Source organism: Kitasatospora sp. HPM-01-4 (genome assembly GCF_051374625.1).
Lineage (GTDB): Bacteria > Actinomycetota > Actinomycetes > Streptomycetales > Streptomycetaceae > Kitasatospora.
In genome coordinates, this window is sequence record NZ_JBPQGP010000005.1 from 2,894,792 (window position 1) to 2,920,264 (window position 25,473).

Genomic DNA, 25,473 nt, shown 5'->3' on the forward strand with positions numbered 1-25,473 from the left:
GGCCCAGGGTGCGGAAGGCTCAGGCCGTGCGCAGCGACTCCAGGTAGGCGTCCAGCAGGGCCGTCTGGCGCTCGGGCGGGAAGTCCTGCGGAGCCAGCAGCGCCTGCACCACGAGGCCCAGCACATGGCTCTGCACCGACGCCGCCAACTCCTCCGCCGGGCGGGCCGAGGTCATCGCCCCGGCCTGCTGCGCGTCGGCTATCAGCGCGGTGAGCCGCTCGCGTGAGCGCCGGTAGCGCGCGGCGTGCTCGGCGGCGAGCTCCGGGTCGGCCAGTGCCACGTCCCAGGAGCCGACCCAGATCCGGTTGCCGCCCCGGCTCTCCGGGGTGAGCGGAAGGGTGTCGAGCAGGACCGCCCGCAGCAGCTCCAACGCCGGGGCCTCCGCCCCGTCGGCGGCCTCCAGCGCCGCCACCGCCGGACGCGGACGGCCCTCGGAGCGCCGTTCCAGGACTTCCAGAGCGTGCGTCACCAGGGCGCGCTTGTTCGGGAAGTAGTGCGTGAGCAGCCCGGTGGTGGCCTTCATCTCGGCGGCCACCGCCCGCAGCGTCAGGCCGCCGAAACCCCGCTCGGCCAGTACCCGCCACACGGCCTCGGAGACGTCGGTACGTCGGGCGTCATGGTCTCCGCGGGCAGGTGTCATGGGCGACATGGTACCTACCAAACGTTTGTTATGTATCCTCTCCAGCGGGTACCGGCCTCCCCCGAGACCGGGTACGGCCCTGCTCTGAAAAGCCACCGCAAGCCGCCGAAGGCAGCTGAAGGCCGCGAAAAGCCGTCAGAAGCCGTCGGAACAACCTGTCGAAGCCCCTACCGGAGGCCCCGTGTACGCGATCCCGCTCACCGACGACGCCGAGCTGCGCCCGCTCGAACCCTGGCAGGCCGCCGAGTTCCTGGCCCACATCGACCGGGCCCGTCCGAACACCGACCCGTGGATCCCGTGGGCGTCCCGGTCGACCGACCTCGCTTCGGCCCGCGCCACGCTGCAGGGCTACGCGGACAAGCAGGCCACCGACACCGGCCGGATCTTCGGCATCTGGCTGGAGGGCACGCTGGTGGGCGGCGTGATGTTCGTGCACTTCGACGCCACGACGGGCAACTGCGAGATCGGCGTCTGGGCGGAGGCCGCCGGCGAAGGCCGCGGTCTGGTCAGCGCCGCCGTCCGCCACCTGGTCGACTACGCACTGGTCGAGCGCGGGATGCACCGGGTCGAGTGGTGGTGCAGCACCCGCAACGCCCGCAGCCGGGCGGTCGCGCAGCGGATAGGCATGCACCTGGACGGCGTGCTGCGCGAGTACTTCCCGCACAACGGGATCCGGCACGACAAGGAGATCTGGTCCGTCCTGGCCCACGAGTGGCCGAAGGACGGGACCCAGGACACACCGAAGGCATAACCGGACCGGAGCGCGCCGGCTCTCCGGCCGCTCCGCAGGTGCCGGGCAGCCGGAGAGCCGAGGCGACAGTGGGAGGACCGGGGCGGTCGCAGGGTCGCACGCCCCGGTGCCGCTCCGCGTGGCCGCCCCGGCCGCACCGTCCGGTTGGCCGAGATCACAGCCACCGCCGTGGTCCACGGGGCCACGCTGTGGAAGGGTGAGCGCCGACCCGAGGAATCCGGAGGCCGCCTTGTCCCAGCACGACCCGAGCCGCACCGGCACGACCACCGCTCCGGCCGAGCCGCCGGCCGCCGGCGGCGGCAAGACCACCTGGACGCCCACCGCCGGCGCACCCGAAACGCCAGCAGGCGGCGCGGCAGCGCCCACCGCCGGAGCCCCCGCCATCGCGGCGCCGGCCGGAAGCACCGCCGTCGGCACCGGAGTGGACGGCCTGCGCGCGTACGTCGGGGCCGACGGCGTGGCGGTCCTGGTGCTGGACCGCCCGGAGCGGCGGAACGCGGTGACGCTGGCGATGTGGCAGGCGCTGCCCGGCGTCCTGGAACGGCTCGCGGCGCTGCCGGAGGTCCGGGCGCTGCTGCTGACCGGCGCGGGCGGCACCTTCAGCGCGGGCGCCGACATCGCCGAACTGGCCGGGATCTACGGCACCCCGGACCGGGCCGACGCCTACCACGCGGTGAACGTCGCGGCGGAGGAGGCACTGGCCGCCTTCCCGCACCCGACGATCGCCGTGCTGCACGGCTACTGCGTCGGCGGCGGCTGCCAGTTGGCGGTCGCCTGCGATCTCCGGTTCGCCGCCGAGGGGGCCCGGCTGGGGATCACCCCGGCCAAGCTCGGGGTGGTCTATCCGGCCGTGCCGACGCTCCGGCTGGCAGCGCTGGTCGGGCCGGCCCGGGCCAAGTACCTGCTGTTCTCCGGAGAGTTGGTCACCGCCGAGCGGGCCGAGCGTTACGGCCTGGTGGACGAAGTCCTTCCGGACGGTGAACTCGACTCCCGCGCAACGGAGTTCGCCCGACTGCTGGCCCGGCGTTCACCGCAGACCATCGGCGCGGCCAAGGCCGTCCTGGCCGCCGGAGGGCCCGCCGGCGACCGGCTGGCCGAGGCCCGGGCGGCGGTGGCCCCGTGGGAGCGCAGGTCCCGCCGGGCGCCGGACGTGCACGAGGGGCTGGCCGCCTTCCTGGAACGCCGGGAGCCCCGGTTCTGAGCCCCCGCACGCCCTCACACGCCCCGGCACACTCCCCGGCACACCCCCGCACGGCCCGGCAGGCCCTGGCACACCGCGGAAGCGTGGGCGTCAGCGGATCGGCAGCCCGGAGATGCTGCGTGCGATGACGAGCCGCTGGATCTCGCTGGTGCCCTCGAAGACGGAGTAGATCGCGCTGTCCCGGTGCATCCGCTCGACCGGGTACTCCCGGGTGAAGCCGTTGCCGCCGAGGATCTGCATCGCCTGCGCCGTGACCCACTTCGCGGTCTCGCCCGCGTACAGCTTGGACATCGAGCCCTCGGCGGAGGTGAACGGCTGGTTGTTGGCGGCCATCCAGGAGGCCCGCCAGACCAGCAGCCGGGCGGCGTCGATCCGGGTCTTCATGTCGGCCAGGGTGAAGGCCACACCCTGGTTGTCGATGATCGGACGGCCGAACTGCACCCGGGTCCGGGCGTAGTCGAGCGCCACCTCGTACGCGGCACGCGCGATCCCGACGGCCTGTGCGCCGACCGCCGGGCGGGACGCCTCGAAGGTGGCCATCGCCGCGTTCCCGCCCCGCTTCCCCGGGCCGGCCGCGTCCGCCTCGCCGCGCGCCGCCTGCTCGCGGGCCCGCGCCAGCCTCCCGTCGAGCCGCTCCTTCCCGCCCAGCAGGCAGTGGCCCGGCACCCGGACGTCGTCCAGGACGACCTCGGCGGTGTGCGAGGCCCGAATGCCGTGCTTCCTGAACTTCTGCCCCTGGGTCAGACCGGGCGTGCCGGGCGGGACCACGAAGGAGGCGTGCCCGCGCGCACCGAGCGCGGGGTCCACGGTCGCCACCACCACATGGACGGCGGCGATCCCGCCGTTGGTGGCCCAGGTCTTGGTGCCGTTCAGCACCCACTCGTCCTTGGCCTGGTCGTACACGGCCCGAGTGCGCAGCGCGGAGACGTCCGAGCCCGCGTCGGGTTCGGAGGAGCAGAAGGCGGCCACCTTGACGTCGTCCGCAGTGCCGAACATCTGCGGTGCCCAGGTGCCGATCTGCTCGTCGGTGCCGTTGGCCAGGACCGCGACGGCGGCGAGTGTGGTGCCGACGATGGCGAGCCCGATCCCGGCGTCGCCCCAGAACAACTCCTCCATGGCGATGGGGATTCCGACGCCGGAGGGGTCGAAGTACTGCTGGGCGTAGAAGTCCAGGGAGTAGATGCCGAGCCTGGCCGCCTCCTGGATGACCGGCCACGGGGTCTCCTCCCGCTCGTCCCACTCCGCGGCGGCCGGTCGCATCACGCCGGCGGCGAAGCCGTGCAGCCAGTCGCGTACGGCGAGTTGGTCCTCGCCCGGGTCGAGGGAGAAGGTGCTCATGTTTCCTGCCTCCGGTCACGAGTGCCTGGCGGGTGTTCGGCGGGCTGCCCGTGCCGGCGGAGGGACGGTGCGGCCGGCCGCCGTCCCGGCGCACGGGGTGGTCCACGCCACTGCGGGTGTTACCCCCGGTAACACGCCGGAGTCTGCTACTCATTGGTAACGCGTGTCAACGCCCCGCCCCCGCCCTGCCCCAGTGCCCACGCCCCAGGAGCCAGTACGTGCCGACCGCCGACACCGCACCGCCCGGAGAGCCGCGCCGCGAGCAGCTGCTCAACGCCGCCGACCGGGTGGTCCAGCGTGACGGGCCGAGCGCCAGCATGAACGCCATCGCAGCCGAGGCCGGGATCACCAAGCCCATCCTGTACCGGCACTTCGGCGACCGGAACGGGCTGATCAGAGCGCTGACCGAGCGGCACACCTCCGGTCTGCTGGCCGCCGTCAGGGCGGCACTCGACGAGCCGCTGGAGCGTCGCGACCGGGTCGAGCACGTCCTGGACACCTACCTCGCCGCGATCGAGTCCCGGCCGCAGGTGTACCGGCTGCTGACCCACCCGGAACCCGGCGACCCCACCGGCGCCGGGAACGCGCTGGCACCCGCGCTGAAGCGGATCGCCGACGAGATCACCAGGGCCGTGCAGGCCCAGGTCGACCTCGGCGCGGACGGCCCGCTGCTCTCCGAGGCCTGGGGCCGGGCGATCACCGGCATGGTGCTGGCCGCCGGGGACTGGTGGCTCGAACAGCGGCCCTGCCCCCGCTCGCACATGGTGCGGGCCCTGGCCGACCTGCTCTGGGGCCGGCTGGCGACCGCCGCGCCGCTGCCGCCCGCCGCCGTCCCGCCCACTGCGGACGCCGACGGAGATCCTCCCAACTGACGTGCAATTCACGGAACATGAGCCGTCCTCAGCTCTTGTGCGACCCATCCGCGTGGGGCATCATCGGCGGTCACCACCCCTCCCCTGCCGAGGTGCCCCGTGCGTGTCCGCCGTACCGCCGCAGCACTCACCCTCGCCGTCGCCGCCGTCCTGGGCAGCACCGCCGCCGCCCCGGAGGCCGCACCCCTGGAGCACTTCCCCACCGGTACCGTCACGGCCGCCGACGGCCGTACCGTGCTGGCGGATCCGAGCGGCCGGGCACTCCAGCTGCGCGGCTTCAACGTGGACAAGTACGACGAGACCACCGAGAACGACGTCAGATCCATCGCCGCGCACGGCTTCACGCTGATCCGGGTGGCCGTCTCCTGGGCCCGCCTGGAACCCGCGCGGGACGTCTACGACCGGGGCGAGACCGCCAGGCTGCGCCGGCTGCTGGACTGGGCGGGGAAGTACGGGCTGCTGGCCGTGATCGACTTCCACCAGGACGTGTACGGGCCGAAGTTCGGCGGCGGCGACCGCGGCATCCCGCTCTGGGCCACCCGCGACGACGGGCTCCCGTTCACCCCGGACCCGCACGACTGGTTCGCCGGGTACTACCAACCCGCCGTACAGGCCGCCTTCCGGCACCTCTACGACGACCCCGACCTGCGGCGGTGGCAGAGCGACTTCTACACCCGGATCGCCCGCGAACTGCGCGGCCACCGCGCCCTGCTGGGGTACGACCTGTTCAACGAGCCGTTCGGTCCGATCGACGGGGACCCGGGCGATCCGGCCGTGCTGGCGGCCTCCGCCGCCGAGCTGGAGCAGGGACGGCTCGCCGGGATGTACCGGCGGCTGATCGCCTCGATCCGCCGGGCCGACTCCCGCTCCTGGCTGTTCGTCGAGCCGACGGTGCTGGTCGGCCTGGGCGTACCGACCCGGCTGCCGGTCTTCGCGGACCCGCGCGCCGGTGCCCCCAGGCTCGGCTACGCCCCGCACTTCTACGACACGGCGGTCGAGGCGGGCCAGGACTGGGACCCGTCCGACGGCTTCATCGAGCACTACACCGCCGCCGTCACCGCGTACCCCCGGGCCGGCCGGCTGCCCCTCCTGGTCGGCGAGTGGGGGCCGCCCGACTCCCGCACCCCCGGCAACACCCTGCTGGTGCGGCGGCAGGTCGCCGCCATGACCGGCTTCGCCACCGCCTGGACGATGTGGTACTGGTGCCGCGGCAGCGGCGGCTACTGCGCGCTCGGCCCGGACGGCCGGCCGGCCCCCGGGGACGGACCCGCCTTCGGCCCGTACGCCGCCGCCCTCGCCGGACTCCCCGGCACCGAGGACTACCAGGACGGGGTCTACCGCCTCACCTTCACCACCGGCCGTCCGGGCTGGACCGAGGTGGTGCTCCCGGCCGGCGGCCACCCGGCCCGGGTGAGCGTCGACGGTGCCCGCGCCTCGGCGGTGGTGATCGAGCAGCCCGGCCCCGACCGCTTCGGCCTGGCCTGGATCCTGCTGCCGCGAACCGCCCCGGGCACCCACGTCACCGTCACCGTCAGCTGAGCACGCGACCGGCCGCGACCCCGGCCGGGAAGCGGGACCGGGCGCGGGACCAAGCGCGGCGGACCGGACGGAGGCCGGGCGCACTGCCCCGCGCCCGGGAACCCGCTCAGAGCAGATCGGCCCGCGCCGCCTGGATCCCCGCCTGGAAGCGCGTCCGGGCGCCGAAGCGGTCCATCAGCTCCCGCACCCAGCGCTGTACCGTGCGGGTGGAGACCCCGAGTTGGCGAGCGATGCTCTCGTCGGTGAGCCCCGCGGCCAGCAGGCCGAGCAGACGCTGACGCCGGTCCTCCGGCTCGCTCTCGGCGTCCGCCGCCGGGAACCGCATGGCCTGCGACCAGTACAGCTCGAACAGCCCGATCAGCGCGTCCAGCAGCGAGGACGGCCTGACCAGCAGCACGTGCTGCAGCTCGGTGCCCGCGCTCACCGGCAGCACCGCCCAGCGCGCGTCGACCACCGCCAGCTTGAGCGGCAACTCCGGCAGTATCCGGGCCTGTTCACCACCCCGGATGAAGCCGCGGACCTCGGCCACCCGGTCCGGCTCGCGCAGCACCCGGCTCTCGTACACCACCCGCGTCGTCACACCCCGGCCGAGCAGGGAACCTTCGGTCTCCGGATCGCAGCGGCGGATGTAGGGCGGCCGGTCCAGCACCCGCAACTGCTCGCGCGAACCCAGCTGAAGGCTGCGCCAGAGCTCGGCGATCGCCTCGCGTCCGGTGATCACCTCGACCAGCTCGCCCATCCCGGACTGGCGCCGGCGGTAGGTGCGCATCAGCTCGTTGATCCGCCCGCGGGCCCGGCGGAGTTCGACCTCGCGCTGGAGCAGCAGTTCCTCCAGCGCCACATCGGGCGCGGCGGCCGTCCAGCGCCGCTGCCCTCCGGCCGGACGCGCCACCAGGCCGTGGTCGGCCAGCGACTCCAGTGCGGCCAGCGAGCGTTCGGCGTTCAGCCCGGCCCAGGCCCCGAGCTGCTGTGCGGAGGCGCTGCCGGCGTCGAGCAGCCGCAGGTACAGCTCCTCCGCGTCCGCGCCGATACCCAGCCCGGCGAATCTGGCCCCAGCGAGTTCCGGCATCGGTGCCCCCTTCCCGGACCCGTCCTGAACGAGAAGTCCGCTGGTGGAGTCCGACTCTGCTCCGACTCTGTGTCATCGGACGGACGAACGCAAGGGACCGGCGACAAGACATGTACCCGCCATGACGCGTTCCTGACCCGCTCATTGCCTTCCGTCCGGGGCCGGGCGGCCCGCACTCTTGGCGACAGCGTTCCGCCGGGTGCCGACCCCACACCGGTCCGGTGGTGCGCCGAAGTCCTCGACCCCCACCAGGAGTTCTCCATGCCCGCATTCCGTATCGCCGGCTCCGTGGCCGCCGCCGTGCTCGCCGTCTCCGCCGCCACGCTCGCCACCCCCGCGAGTGCCGCCACTCCCGCCCACTCCGCGCGGGCCGTGCACTACTACGGCCATCACCCCCGCGGCTCGCACAACTACGCCGACAGCGTCTGGGGCGGGTACGTCGCCCAGGGCAGCAACTTCAGTACCGTCACCGGCTCCTGGACCATGCCGCAGGTGCAGTGCAACACCTCGAACGACCTGTTCGCACCCTGGGTCGGCATAGACGGCTACGGCTCGCAGACGGTGGAGCAGACCGGCGTCCAGGTGGACTGCTCCAGCGGCTCACCGGTCTACTCGGGCTGGTACGAGATGTACCCGGCCCCGCCGCAGTACTTCAACGACCCGGTGGACGCCGGTGACAGCTTCACCGGCAGCGTGGTCTCCAACGGCAACGGCTCCTACTCGCTGAAGCTCACCGACAACACCAAGGGCTGGACCGAGACCACCGACCAGTCGCTGGACGCCCAGAACGTGAGCGCCGAGGCGGTCATCGAGTCGCCGTCCCAGAGCTACCCGTCCTTCAACAGCCTGGACTTCAGCGGCGTCACGGTGAACGGGCAGGCCTTCGACGCGTACTCGCCGCAGGCCATCGACAGCGGCCAGTACACCGAGACCGCTCTGCAGAACGGCTCGTTCTCCATCGTCCCGGCGAACTGACCACCGGCCCCGGTCCGTCGCCGCGCCGGCGCGGCGACGGACCGGTACCACGGGTGAGCGGGGATCAGGCCCCGGCGAGCCCGCGCCGCTTCAGCAGCGGGGCGATGTCGGCCTCGCGGCCGACCACGGCGCGGAAGCAGTCCAGCGCGTCCCTGCTGCCACCGCGCGAGAGCAGTTCGGCCCGGAAGACCCCACCGCTCTCACGCACCGTGCGGCCGTTGGTGCGGAACCACTCGACGGTGTCCGCGTCCAGCACCTCCGACCAGATGTAGGCGTAGTAGCCCGCGCTGTACTCGCTGGCGAAGATGTGGCTGAAGTACGTCGTGCGGTAGCGCGGCGGGACGGCCGGCAGCGCGAGGCCGGCCCTGGACAGCGCCTCGGCCTCGAACTCCTGGGCGTCGGCGATCTCCTGACCGGCCGGCACCGTGTGCCAGGCCCAGTCCAGCAGCGCGGCGGCCAGGTACTCGACCGTACGGAAGCCCTGGCCGAACCGCTCGGCGGCGGCGATCCTGGCCACCACCTCGGCCGGCAGGGCCTCGCCGCTCTCGTGGTGCCTGGCGAAGTTGGCCAGCACCTCGGGCCAGTCCATCCACATCTCGTTGACCTGGGACGGGAACTCCACGAAGTCGCGCGGCACCTCGGTCCCGGCGAACAGCGGGTAGCGGACGGCGGAGAACAGGCCGTGCAGCGCGTGGCCGAACTCGTGGAACAGCGTCCGCACCTCGTCCCAGGTCAGCAGGGCGGGCTCACCGGGGGCGGGGTGGGCGATGTTGAGGTTGTTGACCACCACCGGCCGCTGGCCGAGCAGCTCGGACTGCGAGACCAGTTCGTTCATCCAGGCGCCGCCGCCCTTGGACTCCCGGGCGTAGAAGTCGCCGAGGAAGAGGCCCAGCGGGCTGCCGTCCGCCTCGAACACCTCGAAGACCCGGACCTCCGGGTGGTACCCGGTGAGGTCCTCCCGCTCGGTGAAGGTCAGCCCGTACGCCAGGTTGGCCGCGAAGAACACACCGTCCCGCAGCACCCGTTCGAGCTCGAAGTACGGGCGCAGCGCGGCGGTGTCCAGGTCGTAGACGGCCTTGCGGACCCGCTCCGAGTAGTAGGCCCAGTCGTGCGCGGCGAGCTCGGTGACGCCGTCGGCCTCGGCGGCCCTGGCGAGTTCGGCGGCCTCGCGCTCGGCGTTGGCCACCGCGGCGGGCACCAGGCGGGCCAGCATCGTGTCCACCGCCTCGACCGTACCGGCGGTCTCGTCCGCCACCACGTACGCGGCGTGGCTCGGGTAGCCGAGCAGCGCCGCGCGCTCGGCGCGCAGCGAGGCCATCCGGATCGCCACCGGACCGTTGGACTCCACGGCCCGGCCGAGCGAGGCCTCCAGCAGCCGGGCGCGCACGGCCCGGTCGGTGAGCGCCGCCAGCTCGGGCTGGTTGGAGAAGTTCTTCAGGCTGAGGACGTAGGTGCCGTCCGGGTGGCCGAGCGCCTTGGCGTTCTCGGCGGCCGCGGCGATCTGGCCGGCGGGCAGGCCAGCCAGCCGCTCGGCGCTGTCCAGCTCCAGGGCGCGGGCCCGGGTGTCGTCGAACACGTGCTGCCGGAAGGTGGTCGCGTCCGAGGCCAGCTGGGCGTTGATCTCACGCAGCCGCTGCTGGTCGGCGGCCGACAGCCGGGCCCCGGCCCGGACGAACCGGGTGTGGTGGCGCTCCAGCAGGCGCAGCGCCTGGGCGTCCAGGTCCAGGCTCTCGCGGGCCTCGTACACGGCGCGCACCCGGGCGTAGAGCGCCGGGTCGAGGTGGATCGCGTCGGCGTGCGCCGCGAGCCGCGGGCTTATCTCGGCGTCCAGTTCCTGCAGCGCGGGAGTGGCGTCGGAGGCGACCTGGTTGTCGAAGGCCAGCCGCACCCGGCGCAGCAGCGCACCCGAACGCTCCAGCGCCACCAGCGTGTTGTCGAAGCCCGGCTGCTCGGGGTCGGCCACGATCGCCGCGATCTCGGCCAGCTGGTCGGCCATTCCCCGCTCGAAGGCGGGCAGGTAGTGCTCTTCCCGGATCTCGGCGAAGGGCGGGAGTTCGTAGGCCAGGGTGCTGGCCTCGAAGAAGGGGTTGTCGCTCATTGCCCGAACCTTACGCGCTGTCAAGCCCGCTGCCTACGGGTCGATCGGCCCACCCGGCCCTCCTCGGCCGCCCGGTTCCGGCCCGGGCCGCGGAGACGGGCGGAGCCGGCCGAAGGCGCCGCTCGGCTCGCCGCTCCGGGCCGTCCGCGACGGTGAGGACCGGGGGACGGCCGTGTTCCAGAGGACGGCCCTTCCAAAGGACGGCCGCATTCCGGGGGCCGGCCCGTTCCAAAGGCCCCGCCCGGCCGGCTCCGGCATCCGGGGTGCGGCGCCGGGCCCACGCCGGGCCGGGTGAGCCGCGCGACGGCCCGGCGAACGGCCCGCCGACCGCCAGGCCCGCTTCGGCCTCGCCCTGGACGCCCCTGCCCACCGGCCTCACCGGGCACCGGCCGCCCCGGAGCCGGGCCGATGCCCCGGTTGTCAGTCCCGGGCGTTACCGTCGAACGACCACCCGTCCGAGAGGAGGAGACCCCGTGACCCCGGCCCCCCGCACCGCACTGGTGCCCGACCCGCACGGCCCGGGCGGGCGCCTCCAGCCCCTCGCCGAGGACGGCACCCCGCTCGGCCCGCCCATCCGCACCCCTTCGCTGGCCGCCACCGTCGCCGAGCGCGAGGCCGCCGAGCGGCCCCGCTGGGTCTGGTCCTCCGCCGACAGCGCGTACGCACCGCTGCTGCCGCTGCGCCTGGCCCGCTGCCACGACCTGCGGCTGACCGAGGCCCTGCTGCTCGGCCACGACGGCGCCTGGGGTGCGCCGCGCTCGCTCGGCGCCGCCTGGGCCAGGCTGCGCGGGCTGCCCGTCCCCGCCGACCTGCCCGAGAGCGCCTCCCCGGACGACCAGGACGGCCTCTTCGCCCCGGACCGCCTGCAACTCCCGCCCGGCACCGACCCGCTGTCGGCGGTGGTCGCCGTCCACGCCGAGCAGCAGCGCCGCCTCCAGGCCGTCACCGACCCGGCGGCCCGCGCCCGCCTCCGGCTGCTGGTGGCCGCCGAGTCCGCCGGCGGCCTGCTGGCGGCCGAGATGTCCCACGACGGGCTGCCCTGGCGTGCCGACGTCCACGACCGGCTGCTCACCGAGCTGCTCGGTCCGCGCCCGGCCGTCCCCGGCACCCAGCCGAGCCTCCTGGCCGAACTGGCGGTCCAACTGCAGCAGGCCCTCGGCGGCCGCCCGTTCAACCCCGACTCGCACAGCCAGGTGCTGCGCGCCTTCGCCGAGCAGGGCATCCAGCTCGGCTCCACCCGCTCCTGGGAGCTGAACCGGGTCGACCACCCCGCCGCCCGCCTGATGACCCGGTACAAGGAGCTCTCCAGACTGCACGCCGCCCACGGCTGGGCCTGGCAGGACACCTGGGCCAGGGGCGGCCGGTTCCGCCCCGAGTACGTGGCCGGCGGCGTGGTCTCCGGCCGCTGGGCCAGCCGGGGCGGCGGCGCGCTGCAGACCCCCCGGATCCTGCGCCGCGCCGTGGTCGCCGACCCCGGCTGGACCTTGGTGGTCGCCGACGCCGCCCAGCTGGAGCCGCGGGTCCTGGCCGCGCTCTCCCAGGACGCCGGGCTGGCCCGCAGCGCCGCCGAGGGCGACCTCTACAACGCACTCGCCGCCACCGCCTTCCAGGGCGACCGCGAGCAGGCCAAACTCGGTCTGCTCGGCGCGATGTACGGACAGACCAGCGGCGACATCGGCCCGCTGCTGGCCACCCTGCGCCGCCGCTACCCCGCAGCCATGGGGTACGTCGAGGCCGCGGCCCGGACGGGAGAGGACGGTGGGATCGTCCGCTCCCGGCTCGGCCGCACCTGCCCGCCGCCCTCCGCCGACTGGCTCGACCTGATCGAGGCCCCCGAGACCAGCGGTGAGGCCGGCGGCCGCTCGGCCAGGGCGCGCGGGCGGTTCACCCGCAACTTCGTCATCCAGGCCAGCGGGGCGGACTGGGCGCTCGCGCTGCTCGCCGCGCTCCGGCGGCGGCTGACCGCGCTGGAGTCCGGCGCGGACCGGCCGCACCTGGTCTTCTTCCAGCACGACGAGGTGGTGGTGCACACCCCGATTGACCTGGCCGACCAGGTCGTCGCGGCCGTGCGGGACTCCGCCGAGGAGGCCCGGGTCCTGGTCTTCGGCGACACCCCGGTCCGCTTCCCGCTCAGCGCCACCGTCGCGGACTGCTACGCCGACGCCAAGTGATCAGGGGCAAGGGGCAGCCCCCAGGGGCGGCCTTCGGCCCCTGAGGCGCACCTCTCCGGCGGCCGGGCCGCTCAGAACTTCCTGAAGCCCCGTGCCTCTTCGGCCGCCGCGACCACCGCCGCCAGGTCCGCCCCGGCCGAGGCCGTGACGACGGCCGCCACCGCGCCCTCCACGAACGGCGTGTCCACCAGCACCACCCCGTCCCGCGGATCGTCCTCCAGCACGACCCTCGCGGTCAGCACCGAGCTGCCGAGGTCCGGCACCACGACCACTCCGACGCCGCTGTCCGCCTCCTCGACCGCGCGGGCGATCAGGTCGTAGCTGGTGCCCAGGCCGCCGTCCTCGGTGCCCGCGGCGATCGCCACGGTGACGCCGTCGGAGCCGAGTTCGGTGAGGAGCTCACGCAGTCCGGCCGCCATGGCGGGGCTGTGCGAGACGAGAACGATACCCACGTGCTTGACCATGCTCCGACCCTAGCCCGCTTCATCGCCCGTCACTCGACGGCCAGTTCGAGACTCGGCGTGTCGTATCGCTCACCAAGCCGTGTCGGCTGGCGTAACGTCACCTTCAAGATCTGCCGAGGGAGTGTGCCTTGAAAAAGCTGATCAACTCACCGGACACCGTCCTGACGGACGCGCTGGCCGGACTCGCCGCCGCCCATCCGGAGTTGGCGGTGGACATTCCCAACCGCGTGATCACCAGAGCCGGACGGCCCGGGCGCCCCAAGGTGGCTCTGATCTCCGGCGGCGGCTCCGGCCACGAGCCGCTGCACGTCGGTTTCGTGGGGCGCGGCATGCTCGACGCCGCCTGCCCCGGCGAGGTGTTCACCTCCCCGGTACCCGACCAGGTGCTGGCCGCCGCCCAGCGGGTGCACAGCGGCGAGGGCGTACTCCTGATCGTCAAGAACTACACCGGCGATGTGATGAACTTCCAACTCGCCGCCGAACTGGCCGCCGAGGAGGGCATCGAGATCCGCACGGTCCTGGTCAACGACGACGTCGCGGTGGAGGACTCGACCTGGACGGCGGGCCGCCGGGGCACCGGGGCGACCCTGATGGTGGAGAAGATCACCGGGGCGCTGGCCGAACGCGGCGCGCCCCTGGACCAGGTGGCCGAGCTCGGCCGACGGGTCAACGCCGCCTCCCGCTCCTTCGCCGTCGCACTCACCGCCGCCACCACGCCGGCGGCCGGGAAGCCCGGCTTCGACCTTCCGGAGGACGAGATCGAGGTCGGCGTCGGCATCCACGGCGAGCCGGGACGCCGACGCGAGAAGCACCGTCCGGTGAACGAACTGGTGGCGGAGGTGGTGGACACCATCCTCACCGACCACGAACTGGCAGCGGGCGACGAGGTGATCGCCCTGGTCAACGGCCTCGGCGGCACACCGCTGCTGGAGCTGTACGTGGTCTACGGCCAGGTGCGCGACAGGCTCGCCGAACGCGGCATCCGGATCGCCCGCAGCCTGGTCGGCAACTACGTCACCAGCCTGGACATGGCCGGCTTCTCGCTGACCCTGACCAAGGCCGACCCCGAACTGCTGGAGCTGTGGGACGCCCCGGTGGCCACCCCGGCCCTGAACTGGTCCTGACCCCGATCCCGTCCCCTGGAGGAGCACCGTAGTGGACACCGAACTCGCCGTCGCCTGGATCCGGGAGACCGCCGCCGCCGTCGAGCAGCAGGAGTCGTACCTGGCCGAGCTGGACTCGGCGATCGGCGACGGGGACCACGGCAGCAATCTGCGCCGCGGCTTCACCGCCGTGGTCACGGCCCTCGACGCACTGGAGCCGGACTCCATCGCCGCCGTCCTCGCCAAGACCGGAACCACGCTGATCTCCAAGGTCGGCGGAGCCTCCGGGCCGCTGTACGGAAGTGCGTTCCGCGCCATGGGCAAGGCGCTGCCGCAGGCCACGGCCACTCCGGCCGAGCTGGCCGCCGCGCTGACGGAGGGCCTGCTGGCGATCCAGCAACTGGGCGGGGCCGCACCCGGCGACAAGACCATCGTGGATGCCTGGGCACCGGCCGTCGCCGCCTTCGAGGCGGCCGCCGGCGACGGTCTGCCCGCGGCGGCCGACGCGGCGGACGCGGCCGCCGCCCAGGGCGCGCGCGACACCATCCCGCTCCAGGCCCGCAAGGGCCGCGCCTCCTACCTCGGCCCCCGCAGCACCGGCCACCAGGATCCCGGCGCGACCTCCACCGCCCTGCTCTTCCACACCCTCGCCCTGGTCGCCCGCGCCGGCTGAGGTCCCGGGCGCGGCCCGGGGGCGCGCGGCAGAGGGGCCCGCGGCGCCCGGCGGCGCGAAGCCGCACCGCGTCGACTGTACGGAGAGCCAGGCCGTACGGGAAGCCAGGCTGTACGGAGAGCCAGGCCGTACGGAGAGCCAGGCCGTACGGAGAGCCGCGCGACCGGCCGTCACCGGATCCGTCCGGCCGGTCGCGCGGCTCTCCGCGCCGTCGCACGGGTCCGCTCACCCGATCCGCGACCAGTCGAGATCCGTCCGGCTGATCAGCAACAGCAGCGCGTCGTCATCGAGCTCCCCGCCGGTGTGCGTCAGCAGGTCCGCGTAGACCCGCCCGACCGCGCTCTCCAGCTCCGCCACCGAGCGCGCGGCGTCCCGCACCAGCGGCCCCACCCGCTCGGCCAGCGGATAGAACTCGCCCGACCTGTGGTGCCTGGCCTCGATCACCCCGTCGGTGCAGAGCACCAGGACGTCATCCGGACCGAACGGCAGATCGACGCTCTGCGGTGAGCCGCTCGCGAGCCTGCCGAGCCCCAGCGGCACCCACGGGTCGGCGGCCTCCAGCACCGTCACCGTCCCGTCCGGGCCGACCCGGATCGGCGGGACGTGCCCGTAGTGCAGCAGCCGCATCGTCCCGGGCCGACGGAACTCGGCGAACAGCGCGGTGGTGAACTCCCCTTCCGGCACGTGCCGTTCGACACTGGCCTCGATCCGGGACGCCACCGCCGCCAGCCCCCTCTCGTCGTACGCCGCCTCGCGGAAGGCGCCGAGCACCACGGCGGCGGTCCGCACCGCGTCCAGCCCCTTGCCCCGGACGTCGCCGACCAGCACCCGGGTGCCGTGCGGGGTGTCCAGCACCGAGTACAGATCCCCGCCGATCCGTGCCGCGTCCGCCGCCGAGACGTACCGGACGGCCAGCCGAAGCGGCCCGACCGAGGGACCCGGCAGGCTGAGCAGCGCCCGCTGGGCGGCCTCGGCCACCGAGCTGACGGCGGCGAACGCGGCGGCCCGGTGCATCCGCAGACGGGCCAGCCAGGCACTGAACACCGTCAGCACGATGTAGCTGAGGAGCGCCCCGTAGAGGAACCGGCCGTCCTGCAGGTCGTCCATCCGGTCGTAGTGGCTCAGGCCGAGCAGGGCGAAGAGGCCGAGTGAGCAGACCAGCAGCAGTTCGGCGGGGCGCAGCGTGAGCGCGGCGATCGACGGCACCACCACCATCAGCGGCGCCAGATAGCGGTCCTGCCCGGAGAAGTAGTCGGTCGCCGACACCGCCAGGACCGCCAGCAGCGCGGGAGCGGCTCGGCGCAGGAAGGTCAGGTCCTGCAGGTCGGTGGCGAGCAGCGCGCTCTCCCGCCTGGCCCGTGGCAACCCGGACGGCCGAGGGTTCGCGGGCGACTGGGCGGGGCGGAACCGGGGCACACACCGAACATATCGGAGGAACCACACGACTGCGGCGCGCGCGCCGATATCAGGATTCCCTGCTATTTATCTGATTTGCCATACGGTACGAGAGCGTGACCCAGCCCACCGTCGGACCGAGGGAAGGCGGCCGCAGATGTCCGGGCCCGGCAGCACCCCGCCACCGTCGACCCCGCCACCGTCGCCCCCGCGCTGGGGCCACCCCGCCCAGCCGGGCGGGCCCCCGCCGGGCAGGCCACCGGGACCGCCGCAAGGCTGGCCGCCCGTCCCGCCGTCCGTCGCGCCGACCCAGCACTGGCTGAAGGTCTTCCTGACCGGCCTGGCACTCTGGGTCGCCACCGTCGTGGTCACCTTCCTCACCGCCAACAGCAACCTGGTCCCGACCATCGTGCTGCTCGGCAGCTTCCTCGTTCCGACCACCTTCGTGGTCTGGGCGTACGAGCGTTTCGCGGCCGATGTCGGCATCGAGCGGATCTTCGTCTGCTTCGGCATCGGCGGCATCATCGGCGTACTCGGCGCCTCGGCCCTGGAGAGCTACTTCGTCTCGCCCTCGGTGTGGATGTACGTGCTCGTCGGGCTGATCGAGGAGGGGGTGAAGCTGGCCGCGCTCATCATGGTCGCCCGGCGGATCCCGGTCACCGGGCTGCGGCACGGACTCGTCCTGGGCGCGGCCGTCGGCGCCGGATTCGCCGCCTTCGAGAGCGCCGGCTACGCCTTCAACGCCGTGCTCACCGTGCGGGGGCTCTCACTGCACGACCTGGTCGAGACCGAGATCCTGCGCGGCATCCTGGCCCCGGTCGGCCACATCCTGTGGACGGCCATCCTCGGCGGCGTGCTCTTCCGCGAGCGGCAGGGCACCCACTTCCGCCTCAACGGCCCGGTACTGCGCACCTATCTGGGCGTCTCGCTGCTGCACGCGCTCTGGGACAGCATGAGCGGCATCGCCGTGTGGCTGGTCGCCCTCACCACCGCCAGCGCCCACCAGCGAGCCCTCTTCAGCCTCGGCTACCTGCCCTCGCCCACCGAGGAGCAGGTGCACCTCTACACCCTGTACGACGTCGGCGGCCTGGTCCTGGTCTCGCTCGGGGGCCTGTGCTGGCTGCTCACCCTGGTCCGGCAGGCCCGGGTGACCTGACCGCGCACTCACCCGGGCGGGTGGTTGCGCCCCGTCTGCGGAACCATCCGCCGCGCCGCTCCGACGACTGCAGAAGCCGCCCGCGCGGGCTGCGACGTGCACCACAGTCCCTTGCCCGCGGAATACCCCCTAGGGGTATTGTGTTGCGAGCGGACGGAAGCGCGAACCCACCAAGTGTCCGGGCACCCCCGCCCGGACGGTACCGACTCGGAGGCCCTGGATGTCCAGCACCATCACGTACACCGTCACCGGCATGAGCTGCGGCCACTGCGAGAAGTCGATCAGCGAGGAGGTCTCCGCCCTCCCCGGCGTGACCGACGTCACCGCCGACGCCAAGGCCGGCACGGTGACCATCTCCTCCGACGCGCCCCTGGACGAGAGCGCCGTGCGCGCCGCCGTCGACGAGGCCGGCTACGAACTGGTCGGCCCGGCCGCCTAAGACCGATCGGCAGTAGGGCCCTATTGCCGGTCGGTCTAAGCCCGCCGTACGGGGCGCGCCGAGGCGTGCGCGCCCCGTACGCCCGCACCGAGGTCAGCAAGGAGCAACCAGCATGAGCACCACCACGCCGGGCATAGCGTCCGGGGCCGTCCGCGAGCGGGTCGAACTCTCCATCGGCGGGATGACCTGCGCCTCCTGTGCGGCCCGGATCGAGAAGAAGCTCAACCGGATGGACGGCGTCGAGGCGACGGTCAACTTCGCCACCGAGAAGGCGCGGGTGGACTTCGCGCCCGAGGTGAGCGTGGCCGACCTGATCGCCAGGATCGAGCAGACCGGCTACACCGCCGAGCTGCCCGCCCCGCCCGCCGCCGCGGCGGAGTCCCCCGCCGAACCGGCCGCCGAACCCGACCCGCTCTGGGACCGGCTGCTGGTCAGCCTCGCGCTCTCGGTGCCCGTGGTGATGCTCTCCATGATCCCCGCCCTCCAGTTCGACAACTGGCAGTGGCTGGCCTTCGCCCTCACCGGCCCGGTCGTCGTCCACGGCGGCCTGCCCTTCCACCGCGCCGCCTGGACCAACCTCAGGCACGGCGCGGCCACCATGGACACCCTGGTCTCGCTCGGCACCCTGGCCGCCTTCGGCTGGTCGGTGTGGGCCCTGTTCTACGGCAACGCCGGAATGCCGGGGATGCGCCACGAGTTCTCGCTCTCGGTCGGCGGCGGCGACGCCTCCTCCTCGCTCTACCTGGAGGCCGCGGCCGGCGTCACCACCCTGATCCTGCTCGGCCGCTGGCTGGAGCACCGCTCCAGGCGCCGCGCGGGCGCGGCCCTGTACGCCCTGCTGGACCTCGGCGCCAAGGACGTCGCGGTGCTGAGGTCCGGCCGCGAGGTACGGCTGCCCCTCGCCCAACTCGCCGTCGGGATGCGCTTCGTGGTGCGGCCCGGCGAGAAGATCGCCACCGACGGCGTGGTGGTCGAGGGCGCCTCCGCCGTGGACGCCTCGATGCTCACCGGTGAGTCAGTCCCGGTCGAGGTCACGGTCGGCGACCCGGTCACCGGCGCCACCGTCAACGCCGGCGGCCGCCTGGTGGTCGAGGCCACCCGGGTCGGCGCCGACACCCGGCTCGCCCGGATGGCCAGACTGGTCGAGGAGGCCCAGAACGGCAAGGCCGCCGCCCAGCGCCTGGCCGACCGGATCTCCGCCGTGTTCGTCCCAGCGGTCATCCTGATCGCGCTCGGCACCCTGGCCACCTGGCTACTGCTCGGCGGCAGCGCCACCGAGGCCTTCACCGCCGCCGTCGCCGTGCTGATCATCGCCTGCCCGTGCGCCCTGGGCCTGGCCACTCCGACCGCGCTGATGGTCGGCACCGGCCGCGGTGCCCAGCTGGGCATCCTGATCAAGGGCCCCGAGGTCCTGGAGACCACCCGCGCGGTGGACACCATCGTGCTGGACAAGACCGGCACCGTGACCACCGGCCGCATGGCGCTCACCGCCGTGCACACCGCCGACGGCGTGTCCGAGGCCGAGGCGCTGCGCCTGGCCGGTGCGCTGGAGCACGCCTCCGAGCACCCGATCGCCCAGGCCATCGCCGCGGCCGCGGCCGAGCGGCTCGGCGAGCTGCCCGCCGTCGCGGGCTTCGAGAACCTGCCGGGACGCGGCGTTCGGGGCGTGGTCGAGGGCCGCACGGTGGTGGCGGGACGCGAGGTGCTGCCGGCCGACTGGGCCCAGCACCTGCCGCCCGCGCTGGCGGACGCCAGGTCGGCCGCCGAGGCCGCCGGCCGGACCGCCGTCGCGGTCGGCTGGGACGGCGCCGCCCGCGCCGTGCTGGAGGTGTCCGACACGCTCAGGCCCACCAGCGCCGAGGCGGTCCGCGAGCTGCGGGCACTGGGTCTGCGTCCGGTCCTGCTGACCGGCGACAACCGGAAGGCCGCCGAGGCTGTGGCGGCCGAGGTCGGCATCCCCGCCGAGGACGTGATCGCCGAGGTGCTGCCCGAGGACAAGGTGGCCACCGTACGGCGGCTGCAGGCCGAGGGCCGCTCGGTGGCGATGGTCGGGGACGGTGTGAACGACGCCGCCGCGCTCGCCCAGGCCGATCTGGGCCTGGCCATGGGGACCGGGACCGACGCGGCGATCGAGGCGGGCGACCTGACCCTGGTCCGCGGCGACCTGCGCTCGGCCGCCGACGCCATCCGGCTCGCCCGCCGCACCCTGGCCACCATCAAGGGCAACCTCTTCTGGGCCTTCGCCTACAACGTCGCGGCGGTCCCGCTGGCGGCGGCCAGCCTGCTCAACCCGATGGTCGCCGGCGCCACCATGGCCTTCTCCTCGGTCTTCGTGGTGACCAACAGCCTCCGGCTGAAGCGCTTCAACCCGTCGTGAGCCGCTTCTCCTCAGGCGCCGGAGGCCACCGGCCCCCAACGGGCCACGGCCTCCGGCACCCGCACGGTTCCCGCGCCCCGGATGCCGCAGGCCACCCGGGCGCCGTGCCGCGGAGCGCTCAGCGCCCGAGCAGCTCCCCGCCGTTGCAGTGCAGGATCTCGCCAGTGATGAACCCGGCCTCCGGCGAGGCCAGGAAGTAGACCGCCGCCGCTACCTCACCGGTCTCGCCGATCCGGCCGAGCAGGGTACGGGCGGCCCGCCGGGACACCTCGGCGTCGTCCAGCCGGGGCCCGAAGAACTCGGTGCCCGCGACCGTCCCGGGCGCCACGATGTTGGCGGTGATGCCGGAGGGGCCGAGCTGGGCGGCCAGGAAGTGGTTCCAGGCGTGCAGCGAGGCCTTGGCCGCCCCGTAGGAGCCGGCCCCGCGCAGGGCCGCGATCGAACTGACCGTGACCACCCGGCCGGTGCCCTGGATGAGCCGGTCCCGGATCGACTCGGTGAGCATCACCACGGTGAGCACATTGCGCTCGAAGTCCCCGCGCCAGCGGGCCAGCACCGCGTGCGGCCCGGCTCCGATCACGGTCTCCCGGCTGCCGGCGTTGTTGACCAGTACGTCGATCCGCTCGGGCAGCTCGGCCAGCGCGTCCTCGACGGCGTCCGGGTCGGCCAGGTCGCAGACCAGCGGCGTGACGTTGCTGCCCAGGTCGGCGGCGGCCCGTTCCAGCACCGCGCGTCGGCGCCCGACGATCACGACCTGCTCGCCCGCCTCGGCGAAGCGCCGGGCCACGTCGTACCCGATACCCGTGCCGCCACCCGTGACGACGACGTTTCTGGCCATCTGCGCACTCCCTCCCAGTTCCGCCGCCGCGACTTCGGCGAGCGCGGTCGGTCCGTACCGGATTGGCACGATTCCTATCACGCTGGGTTGCCACGTCTGCGGGCAGGGTGATGTCACTCGCTGTGGATCGTGTGGTATGGGCGAGGGTACAGACGCATACAGAGCGTGGAGAGAGCCAACTCACACCCGTCGGGCGTAACTTTGCGCCCCCAGATACGTCTTACCTTTTGTAGTGCGGCAGCTTTGGTGGGCAGCGGCGCCGAGAACGGCATGACGTCGCCGCGGGGCCACCACTGTCGCCGACGGGGCTCCGGCGGGCCCCGGGACGACTGCCGACCGGTTCGTTCGGTGGTCCTCGCGCACGACGCCGGGGCGCGGCCGGCCAGGAACGCTTTGAGCGGCCGTTCCTGGCCCGGCCGCCCTCGGGCGTCGTGCGCCGTTGCGTCGAAGGGCCCGGCTGCCATGGCAGCCGGGCCCTTCGGTTTCAGACCTCTGTCAACTCCGGACCGACGTCAGCTCCGGACCGGCGTCGGCTTCGAGCCGACGTCAGCGAGCGTCGAGCGCGACGTAGTCGCGGGTCTCCACGCCGGTGTAGATCTGACGCGGGCGGCCGATGCGGCTGCTCGGGTCGTTGATCATCTCGTGCCAGTGGGCGATCCAGCCCGGCAGCCGGCCGAGCGCGAACAGCACGGTGAACATGCTGGTCGGGAAGCCCATGGCGCGGTAGATCAGGCCGGTGTAGAAGTCCACGTTCGGGTAGAGCTTGCGCGAGATGAAGAAGTCGTCGTTGAGCGCGTGCTCCTCCAGCTTGAGCGCGATCTCCAGCAGCTGGTCGGACTTGTCCAGCTGGCCGAGGACCTCGTGGGCCAGGCCCTTGACCAGGCGGGCACGCGGGTCGAAGGCCTTGTACACGCGGTGACCGAAGCCCATGAGCTTCACGCCGTCCTCGCGGTTCTTCACCTTGCGGATGAAGGCGTCGACGTCGCCGCCGTCCTGCTGGATCTGCTCCAGCATCTCCAGCACGGCCTGGTTGGCGCCACCGTGCAGCGGGCCCCAGAGCGCCGAGATGCCGGCCGAGATCGAGGCGAACTGGTTGGCGTGGCTGGAGCCCACCAGGCGGACCGTGGAGGTCGAGCAGTTCTGCTCGTGGTCAGCGTGCAGGATCAGCAGCTTGTCCAGCGCGTTGACGATGACCGGGTTGATCTCGTAGTCCTCGGCGGGGACCGCGAAGGTCATCCGGAGGAAGTTCTCGACGTAGCTCAGGTCGTTGCGCGGGTAGACGAACGGCTGGCCGACCGACTTCTTGTAGGCGTAGGCCGCGATGGTCGGCAGCTTCGCCAGCAGGCGGACCGTCGACAGGTGGCGCTGGCCGGCGTCGAACGGGTTGTGGCTGTCCTGGTAGAAGGTGGACAGCGCGCCGACGACCGAGGACAGCATCGCCATCGGGTGAGCGTCGCGCGGGAAGCCGCCGAAGAAGCGCTTGACGTCCTCGTGCAGCAGGGTGTGCTGCGTGATCTCGGCGTTGAACTCCTGCAGCTGTGCGGCGTTCGGCAGCTCGCCGTTGATCAGGAGGTACGCGGTCTCGATGAAGCTGCCCTGCTCGGCCAGCTGCTCGATCGGGTAGCCGCGGTAGCGCAGGATGCCGTTGTCACCGTCCACGAAGGTGATCGCGGACTTGTAGGCGGCGGTGTTGCCGAAGCCGTTGTCCAGGGTGACCAGACCGGTCTGCGGGAGCAGCTTCGAGATGTCGAAGCCGGCGTTGCCCGCAGTGCTCTCGACGACGGGGTACTCGTACTCGCCGCCCTGGTACCGCAGTACTACCGATGTGTCGCTCACGTCTTCCTCACCGACGAAATTAAATCCCTGGGTGTCCTGACTGACTCTACGATCCCCCATCCGAGGGACAGCTGCTCACCCGGGGTGGGCCGAAAAGGGCCCGGTCCTACAAAACCTGTCGCCGCTGCCGGTATGTACCGGACAAGATCGGCGTCAGACTAGGCTCTGCCTTAAATCTCTTTACGTCAAGACAACCCCAGAGCCGCCGACCCCCTTGGACGATCATCCAGTCGCCAGTCGATGATCAAGCGCAGAGTGCCTCCGACCTGCACTGACCGCGCGAACAGCCTGCCCGATTGCTCTCCGTGACCCCACCAGCACCACCAGTTTCTTCGCCCTTGTCACGGCCGTATAGAGCAGATTGCGCTGCAGCATCGTCCAGGCCGAGGTGGTGACGGGAATCACCACCGCCGGATACTCACTGCCCTGCGAACGGTGAATGGTCACCGCATATGCATGCGAGAGTTCGTCAAGTTCGTCAAAGTCGTACGGCACCTCCTCGTCCTCGTCGGTGAGCACCACCAGTCGCTGCTCCTCGACGCTGAGCGAGGTCACCACCCCGACCGTGCCGTTGAAGACGCCGTTCCGCCCCTTCTCGTAGTTGTTCCGGATCTGGGTGACCTTGTCCCCCACCCGGAAGGTACGACCGCCGAACCGGCGCTCCGCCAAGCCCTCGCGCGCCGGTGTGACCGCCGCCTGCAGCAGCGTGTTGAGATTCCCCGCACCCGCGGGACCCCGGTGCATCGGTGCCAGCACCTGGACGTCCCTGCGGGCGTCGAAGCCGAACTTCTGCGGGATCCGCCGGGCCACCACGTCCACCGTCAGCCCGGCCGCCCGCTCCGCGTCCTCCTCCACGAAGAGGAAGAAGTCCTTCAGCCCGTCGGTGATCGGCGGCAGCCCCTCGTTGATCCGGTGCGCGTTGGTCACCACGCCGGACTGCTGCGCCTGCCGGAAGATCCTGGTCAGCCGGACCGACGGGATCGGGCTGCCCTCGGCCAGCATGTCCCGCAGCACCTCGCCCGCCCCCACCGAGGGCAGCTGGTCCACATCCCCAACGAACAGCAGATGCGCCCCCGGCGCGACCGCCTTCACCAGCTTGTTCGCCAGGATCAGATCCAGCATCGACGCCTCGTCGACCACCACCAGGTCCGCGTCCAGCGGGCGGTCCCGGTCGTACGCGGCGTCACCGCCGGGACGCAGTTCCAGCAGCCGGTGGACCGTCGACGCCTCCACCCCCGTCAGCTCCGACAGCCGCTTCGCCGCCCGCCCCGTCGGCGCCGCCAGCACCACCTTCGCCCGCTTGGCCAGCGCCAGCGTGACGATCGACTTCACCGTGAACGACTTGCCGCAGCCCGGACCACCCGTCAGCACCGCCACCTTCTCGGTCAGCGCCAGCTTCACCGAGTCCCGCTGCTCGGGCGCGAGTTCGGCCCCGGTACGCTGCGCGAGCCAACCCAGCGCGGCCGTCCAGTCCACCTCCGCGAAGCCGGGCATCCGGTCGGTCCCCGCCCGCAGCAGCCTGATCAGCTGGTTGGACAGCGAGATCTCCGCCCGGTGGAACGGCACCAGATACACCGCCGTGACCGGCTCCCCCGCCTCACCCGGCACCGGCTCCCGGACCACACCCTCCTCGGCCACCAGCTCCGCCAGACAGTCGATCACCAGACCGACATCCACCTGAAGGAGCTTCACCCCGTCCGCGATCAGCCTCTCCTCCGGCAGATAGCAGTGCCCCTGATCACTGCTCTGCGACAGCGCGTACTGCAGCCCCGCCTTCACCCGCTCCGGACTGTCGTGCGGGATCCCCACCGCCTGCGCGATCTTGTCGGCCGTCAGGAACCCGATGCCCCAGACATCCGCCGCCAGCCGGTACGGCTCGTTCTTCACCACCCCGATCGAGCTGTCGCCGTACTTCTTGTAGATCCGTACGGCGAGGGACGTCGAGACCCCGACCCCCTGCAGAAAGACCATCACCTCCTTGATGGCCTTCTGCTCCTCCCAGGCCGCGGCGATCATCTTCGTCCGCTTCGGACCGAGCCCCGGCACCTCGATCAGCCGCCCCGGCTCCTGCTCGATCACCTCCAGGGTGTCCACCCCGAACCGCTCCACGATCCGCTCGGCGAACCGCGGACCGATCCCCTTGATCAGCCCGGACCCCAGATAGCGCTGGATGCCCTGCACCGTCGCGGGCAGCACGGTCGTGTAGTTCTCCACCATGAACTGCTTGCCGTACTGCGGGTGCGACCCCCAGCGGCCGAACAAGCGCAGCGACTCCCCCGGCTGCGCCCCCAGCAGCGCCCCGACCACCGTCAGCAGATCGTGCGCCCCGCGGCCCGTGTCCACCCGGGCCACCGTGTAACCGGTCTCCTCGTTGGCGTACGTGATCCGCTCCAGCACGCCCTCCACCTGGGCCAGCTGGCGCTGCTGCTGACCGGCGGCCTGGGACCCGCCCCGTGCGGCGCCGGACTCGTCCGCCTGCCGGGCCGACCGCTGCTGCATCCCCACCGGGCCCCCTCTTCGCTCGGATACCGGTGACCT

20 protein-coding genes are annotated in these 25,473 nt (G+C 72.8%); 11 read left to right on the plus strand and 9 right to left on the minus strand.

Going from position 1 to position 25,473, the window contains the following annotated elements; genetic code table 11:
• Nucleotides 1-19: 19 nt before the first annotated feature.
• On the minus strand, nt 20-640 hold the full coding sequence (locus ACSMTC_RS12320) for a TetR/AcrR family transcriptional regulator (protein WP_436559722.1): 621 nt from the start codon (nt 638-640) through the stop codon (nt 20-22).
• 181 nt (nt 641-821) lie between these two features.
• On the opposite strand from ACSMTC_RS12320, the gene ACSMTC_RS12325 reads away from it, so the two are divergent.
• Together ACSMTC_RS12325 and ACSMTC_RS12330 are read left to right on the plus strand one after the other, a co-directional pair.
• Nucleotides 822-1,391 (plus strand): GNAT family N-acetyltransferase, encoded by a 570-nt coding sequence (locus tag ACSMTC_RS12325; RefSeq protein ID WP_436559723.1) that lies wholly within the window; start codon nt 822-824, stop codon nt 1,389-1,391.
• 421 nt (nt 1,392-1,812) lie between these two features.
• A complete protein-coding gene (locus tag ACSMTC_RS12330) occupies nt 1,813-2,592 on the plus strand; it encodes an enoyl-CoA hydratase/isomerase family protein (RefSeq protein WP_436564661.1) in 780 nt (259 codons plus the stop codon).
• A gap of 90 nt (nt 2,593-2,682) precedes the next feature.
• Here ACSMTC_RS12330 and ACSMTC_RS12335 read toward each other — a convergent pair whose 3' ends face one another.
• Nucleotides 2,683-3,930, minus strand: coding sequence for an acyl-CoA dehydrogenase family protein (locus tag ACSMTC_RS12335; protein WP_436559724.1), 1,248 nt, complete (start codon nt 3,928-3,930; stop codon nt 2,683-2,685).
• Between the two features lie 218 nt (nt 3,931-4,148).
• Here ACSMTC_RS12335 and ACSMTC_RS12340 point away from each other — a divergent pair, with 218 nt between their 5' ends.
• Nucleotides 4,149-4,802, plus strand: coding sequence for a TetR/AcrR family transcriptional regulator (locus ACSMTC_RS12340; RefSeq protein WP_436559725.1), 654 nt, complete (start codon nt 4,149-4,151; stop codon nt 4,800-4,802).
• A gap of 99 nt (nt 4,803-4,901) precedes the next feature.
• Entirely contained in the window at nt 4,902-6,341 is a 1,440-nt protein-coding gene (locus tag ACSMTC_RS12345; RefSeq protein ID WP_436559726.1) for a glycoside hydrolase family 5 protein, read from the plus strand.
• Nucleotides 6,342-6,447: 106 nt separating this feature from the next.
• On the opposite strand, the gene ACSMTC_RS12350 is transcribed toward ACSMTC_RS12345, so the two are convergent.
• The gene (locus ACSMTC_RS12350) at nt 6,448-7,410 is read right to left on the minus strand and encodes a helix-turn-helix domain-containing protein (protein WP_436559727.1); all 963 of its coding nucleotides are present in this window, start codon (nt 7,408-7,410) and stop codon (nt 6,448-6,450) included.
• Between the two features lie 261 nt (nt 7,411-7,671).
• Between ACSMTC_RS12350 and ACSMTC_RS12355 the strand changes: the two genes are divergently transcribed.
• The gene (locus tag ACSMTC_RS12355) at nt 7,672-8,385 is read left to right on the plus strand and encodes a G1 family glutamic endopeptidase (RefSeq protein WP_436559728.1); all 714 of its coding nucleotides are present in this window, start codon (nt 7,672-7,674) and stop codon (nt 8,383-8,385) included.
• A gap of 64 nt (nt 8,386-8,449) precedes the next feature.
• On the opposite strand, the gene ACSMTC_RS12360 is transcribed toward ACSMTC_RS12355, so the two are convergent.
• Nucleotides 8,450-10,483, minus strand: a complete 2,034-nt coding sequence (locus tag ACSMTC_RS12360) for a M3 family metallopeptidase (protein WP_436559729.1) — start codon at nt 10,481-10,483, stop codon at nt 8,450-8,452.
• A 473-nt stretch (nt 10,484-10,956) separates the two neighbouring features.
• Between ACSMTC_RS12360 and ACSMTC_RS12365 the strand changes: the two genes are divergently transcribed.
• Nucleotides 10,957-12,654 (plus strand): bifunctional 3'-5' exonuclease/DNA polymerase, encoded by a 1,698-nt coding sequence (locus ACSMTC_RS12365; protein ID WP_436559730.1) that lies wholly within the window; start codon nt 10,957-10,959, stop codon nt 12,652-12,654.
• Between the two features lie 71 nt (nt 12,655-12,725).
• Here the strand turns inward: ACSMTC_RS12365 and dhaM are convergent, their stop codons facing one another.
• On the minus strand, nt 12,726-13,118 hold the full coding sequence (gene dhaM, locus ACSMTC_RS12370) for a dihydroxyacetone kinase phosphoryl donor subunit DhaM (protein WP_436559731.1): 393 nt from the start codon (nt 13,116-13,118) through the stop codon (nt 12,726-12,728).
• A 128-nt stretch (nt 13,119-13,246) separates the two neighbouring features.
• On the opposite strand from dhaM, the gene dhaK reads away from it, so the two are divergent.
• On the plus strand, nt 13,247-14,242 hold the full coding sequence (gene dhaK / locus ACSMTC_RS12375; protein ID WP_436559732.1) for a dihydroxyacetone kinase subunit DhaK: 996 nt from the start codon (nt 13,247-13,249) through the stop codon (nt 14,240-14,242).
• Nucleotides 14,243-14,273: 31 nt separating this feature from the next.
• The gene (gene dhaL / locus ACSMTC_RS12380) at nt 14,274-14,894 is read left to right on the plus strand and encodes a dihydroxyacetone kinase subunit DhaL (RefSeq protein ID WP_436559733.1); all 621 of its coding nucleotides are present in this window, start codon (nt 14,274-14,276) and stop codon (nt 14,892-14,894) included.
• Nucleotides 14,895-15,119: 225 nt separating this feature from the next.
• On the opposite strand, the gene ACSMTC_RS12385 is transcribed toward dhaL, so the two are convergent.
• The gene (locus ACSMTC_RS12385) at nt 15,120-16,310 is read right to left on the minus strand and encodes a PP2C family protein-serine/threonine phosphatase (RefSeq protein WP_436559734.1); all 1,191 of its coding nucleotides are present in this window, start codon (nt 16,308-16,310) and stop codon (nt 15,120-15,122) included.
• A 136-nt stretch (nt 16,311-16,446) separates the two neighbouring features.
• Here ACSMTC_RS12385 and ACSMTC_RS12390 point away from each other — a divergent pair, with 136 nt between their 5' ends.
• From ACSMTC_RS12390 to ACSMTC_RS12400, 3 genes are all read left to right on the plus strand, one after another.
• Nucleotides 16,447-17,445 carry a PrsW family glutamic-type intramembrane protease gene (locus ACSMTC_RS12390; RefSeq protein WP_436559735.1) on the plus strand — a complete coding sequence of 333 codons (999 nt, stop codon included), beginning with the start codon at nt 16,447-16,449 and terminating at the stop codon, nt 17,443-17,445.
• Between the two features lie 220 nt (nt 17,446-17,665).
• Complete coding sequence (locus ACSMTC_RS12395; protein WP_436559736.1) at nt 17,666-17,884, plus strand: heavy-metal-associated domain-containing protein; 219 nt, start codon at nt 17,666-17,668, stop codon at nt 17,882-17,884.
• A gap of 112 nt (nt 17,885-17,996) precedes the next feature.
• Nucleotides 17,997-20,261 (plus strand): heavy metal translocating P-type ATPase, encoded by a 2,265-nt coding sequence (locus ACSMTC_RS12400; RefSeq protein ID WP_436559737.1) that lies wholly within the window; start codon nt 17,997-17,999, stop codon nt 20,259-20,261.
• A gap of 118 nt (nt 20,262-20,379) precedes the next feature.
• On the opposite strand, the gene ACSMTC_RS12405 is transcribed toward ACSMTC_RS12400, so the two are convergent.
• From ACSMTC_RS12405 to recD2, 3 genes are all read right to left on the minus strand, one after another.
• Complete coding sequence (locus tag ACSMTC_RS12405; protein ID WP_436559738.1) at nt 20,380-21,099, minus strand: SDR family NAD(P)-dependent oxidoreductase; 720 nt, start codon at nt 21,097-21,099, stop codon at nt 20,380-20,382.
• Nucleotides 21,100-21,645: 546 nt separating this feature from the next.
• Complete coding sequence (locus tag ACSMTC_RS12410) at nt 21,646-22,935, minus strand: citrate synthase (protein ID WP_436559739.1); 1,290 nt, start codon at nt 22,933-22,935, stop codon at nt 21,646-21,648.
• A 222-nt stretch (nt 22,936-23,157) separates the two neighbouring features.
• On the minus strand, nt 23,158-25,434 hold the full coding sequence (gene recD2, locus ACSMTC_RS12415; protein WP_436564662.1) for an SF1B family DNA helicase RecD2: 2,277 nt from the start codon (nt 25,432-25,434) through the stop codon (nt 23,158-23,160).
• Nucleotides 25,435-25,473: the final 39 nt, after the last annotated feature.

Coding starts and splice junctions, on each gene's coding strand:
- ACSMTC_RS12350 (WP_436559727.1), bottom strand. CDS start 7,410: ATGCCGGAACTCGCTGGGGCCAGATTCGCCGGGCTGGGTATCGGCGCG.
- recD2 (WP_436564662.1), bottom strand. CDS start 25,434: ATGCAGCAGCGGTCGGCCCGGCAGGCGGACGAGTCCGGCGCCGCACGG.
- ACSMTC_RS12360 (WP_436559729.1), bottom strand. CDS start 10,483: ATGAGCGACAACCCCTTCTTCGAGGCCAGCACCCTGGCCTACGAACTC.
- dhaM (WP_436559731.1), bottom strand. CDS start 13,118: ATGGTCAAGCACGTGGGTATCGTTCTCGTCTCGCACAGCCCCGCCATG.
- ACSMTC_RS12335 (WP_436559724.1), bottom strand. CDS start 3,930: ATGAGCACCTTCTCCCTCGACCCGGGCGAGGACCAACTCGCCGTACGC.
- ACSMTC_RS12390 (WP_436559735.1), top strand. CDS start 16,447: ATGTCCGGGCCCGGCAGCACCCCGCCACCGTCGACCCCGCCACCGTCG.
- ACSMTC_RS12400 (WP_436559737.1), top strand. CDS start 17,997: ATGAGCACCACCACGCCGGGCATAGCGTCCGGGGCCGTCCGCGAGCGG.
- ACSMTC_RS12395 (WP_436559736.1), top strand. CDS start 17,666: ATGTCCAGCACCATCACGTACACCGTCACCGGCATGAGCTGCGGCCAC.
- ACSMTC_RS12355 (WP_436559728.1), top strand. CDS start 7,672: ATGCCCGCATTCCGTATCGCCGGCTCCGTGGCCGCCGCCGTGCTCGCC.
- ACSMTC_RS12320 (WP_436559722.1), bottom strand. CDS start 640: ATGACACCTGCCCGCGGAGACCATGACGCCCGACGTACCGACGTCTCC.
- ACSMTC_RS12405 (WP_436559738.1), bottom strand. CDS start 21,099: ATGGCCAGAAACGTCGTCGTCACGGGTGGCGGCACGGGTATCGGGTAC.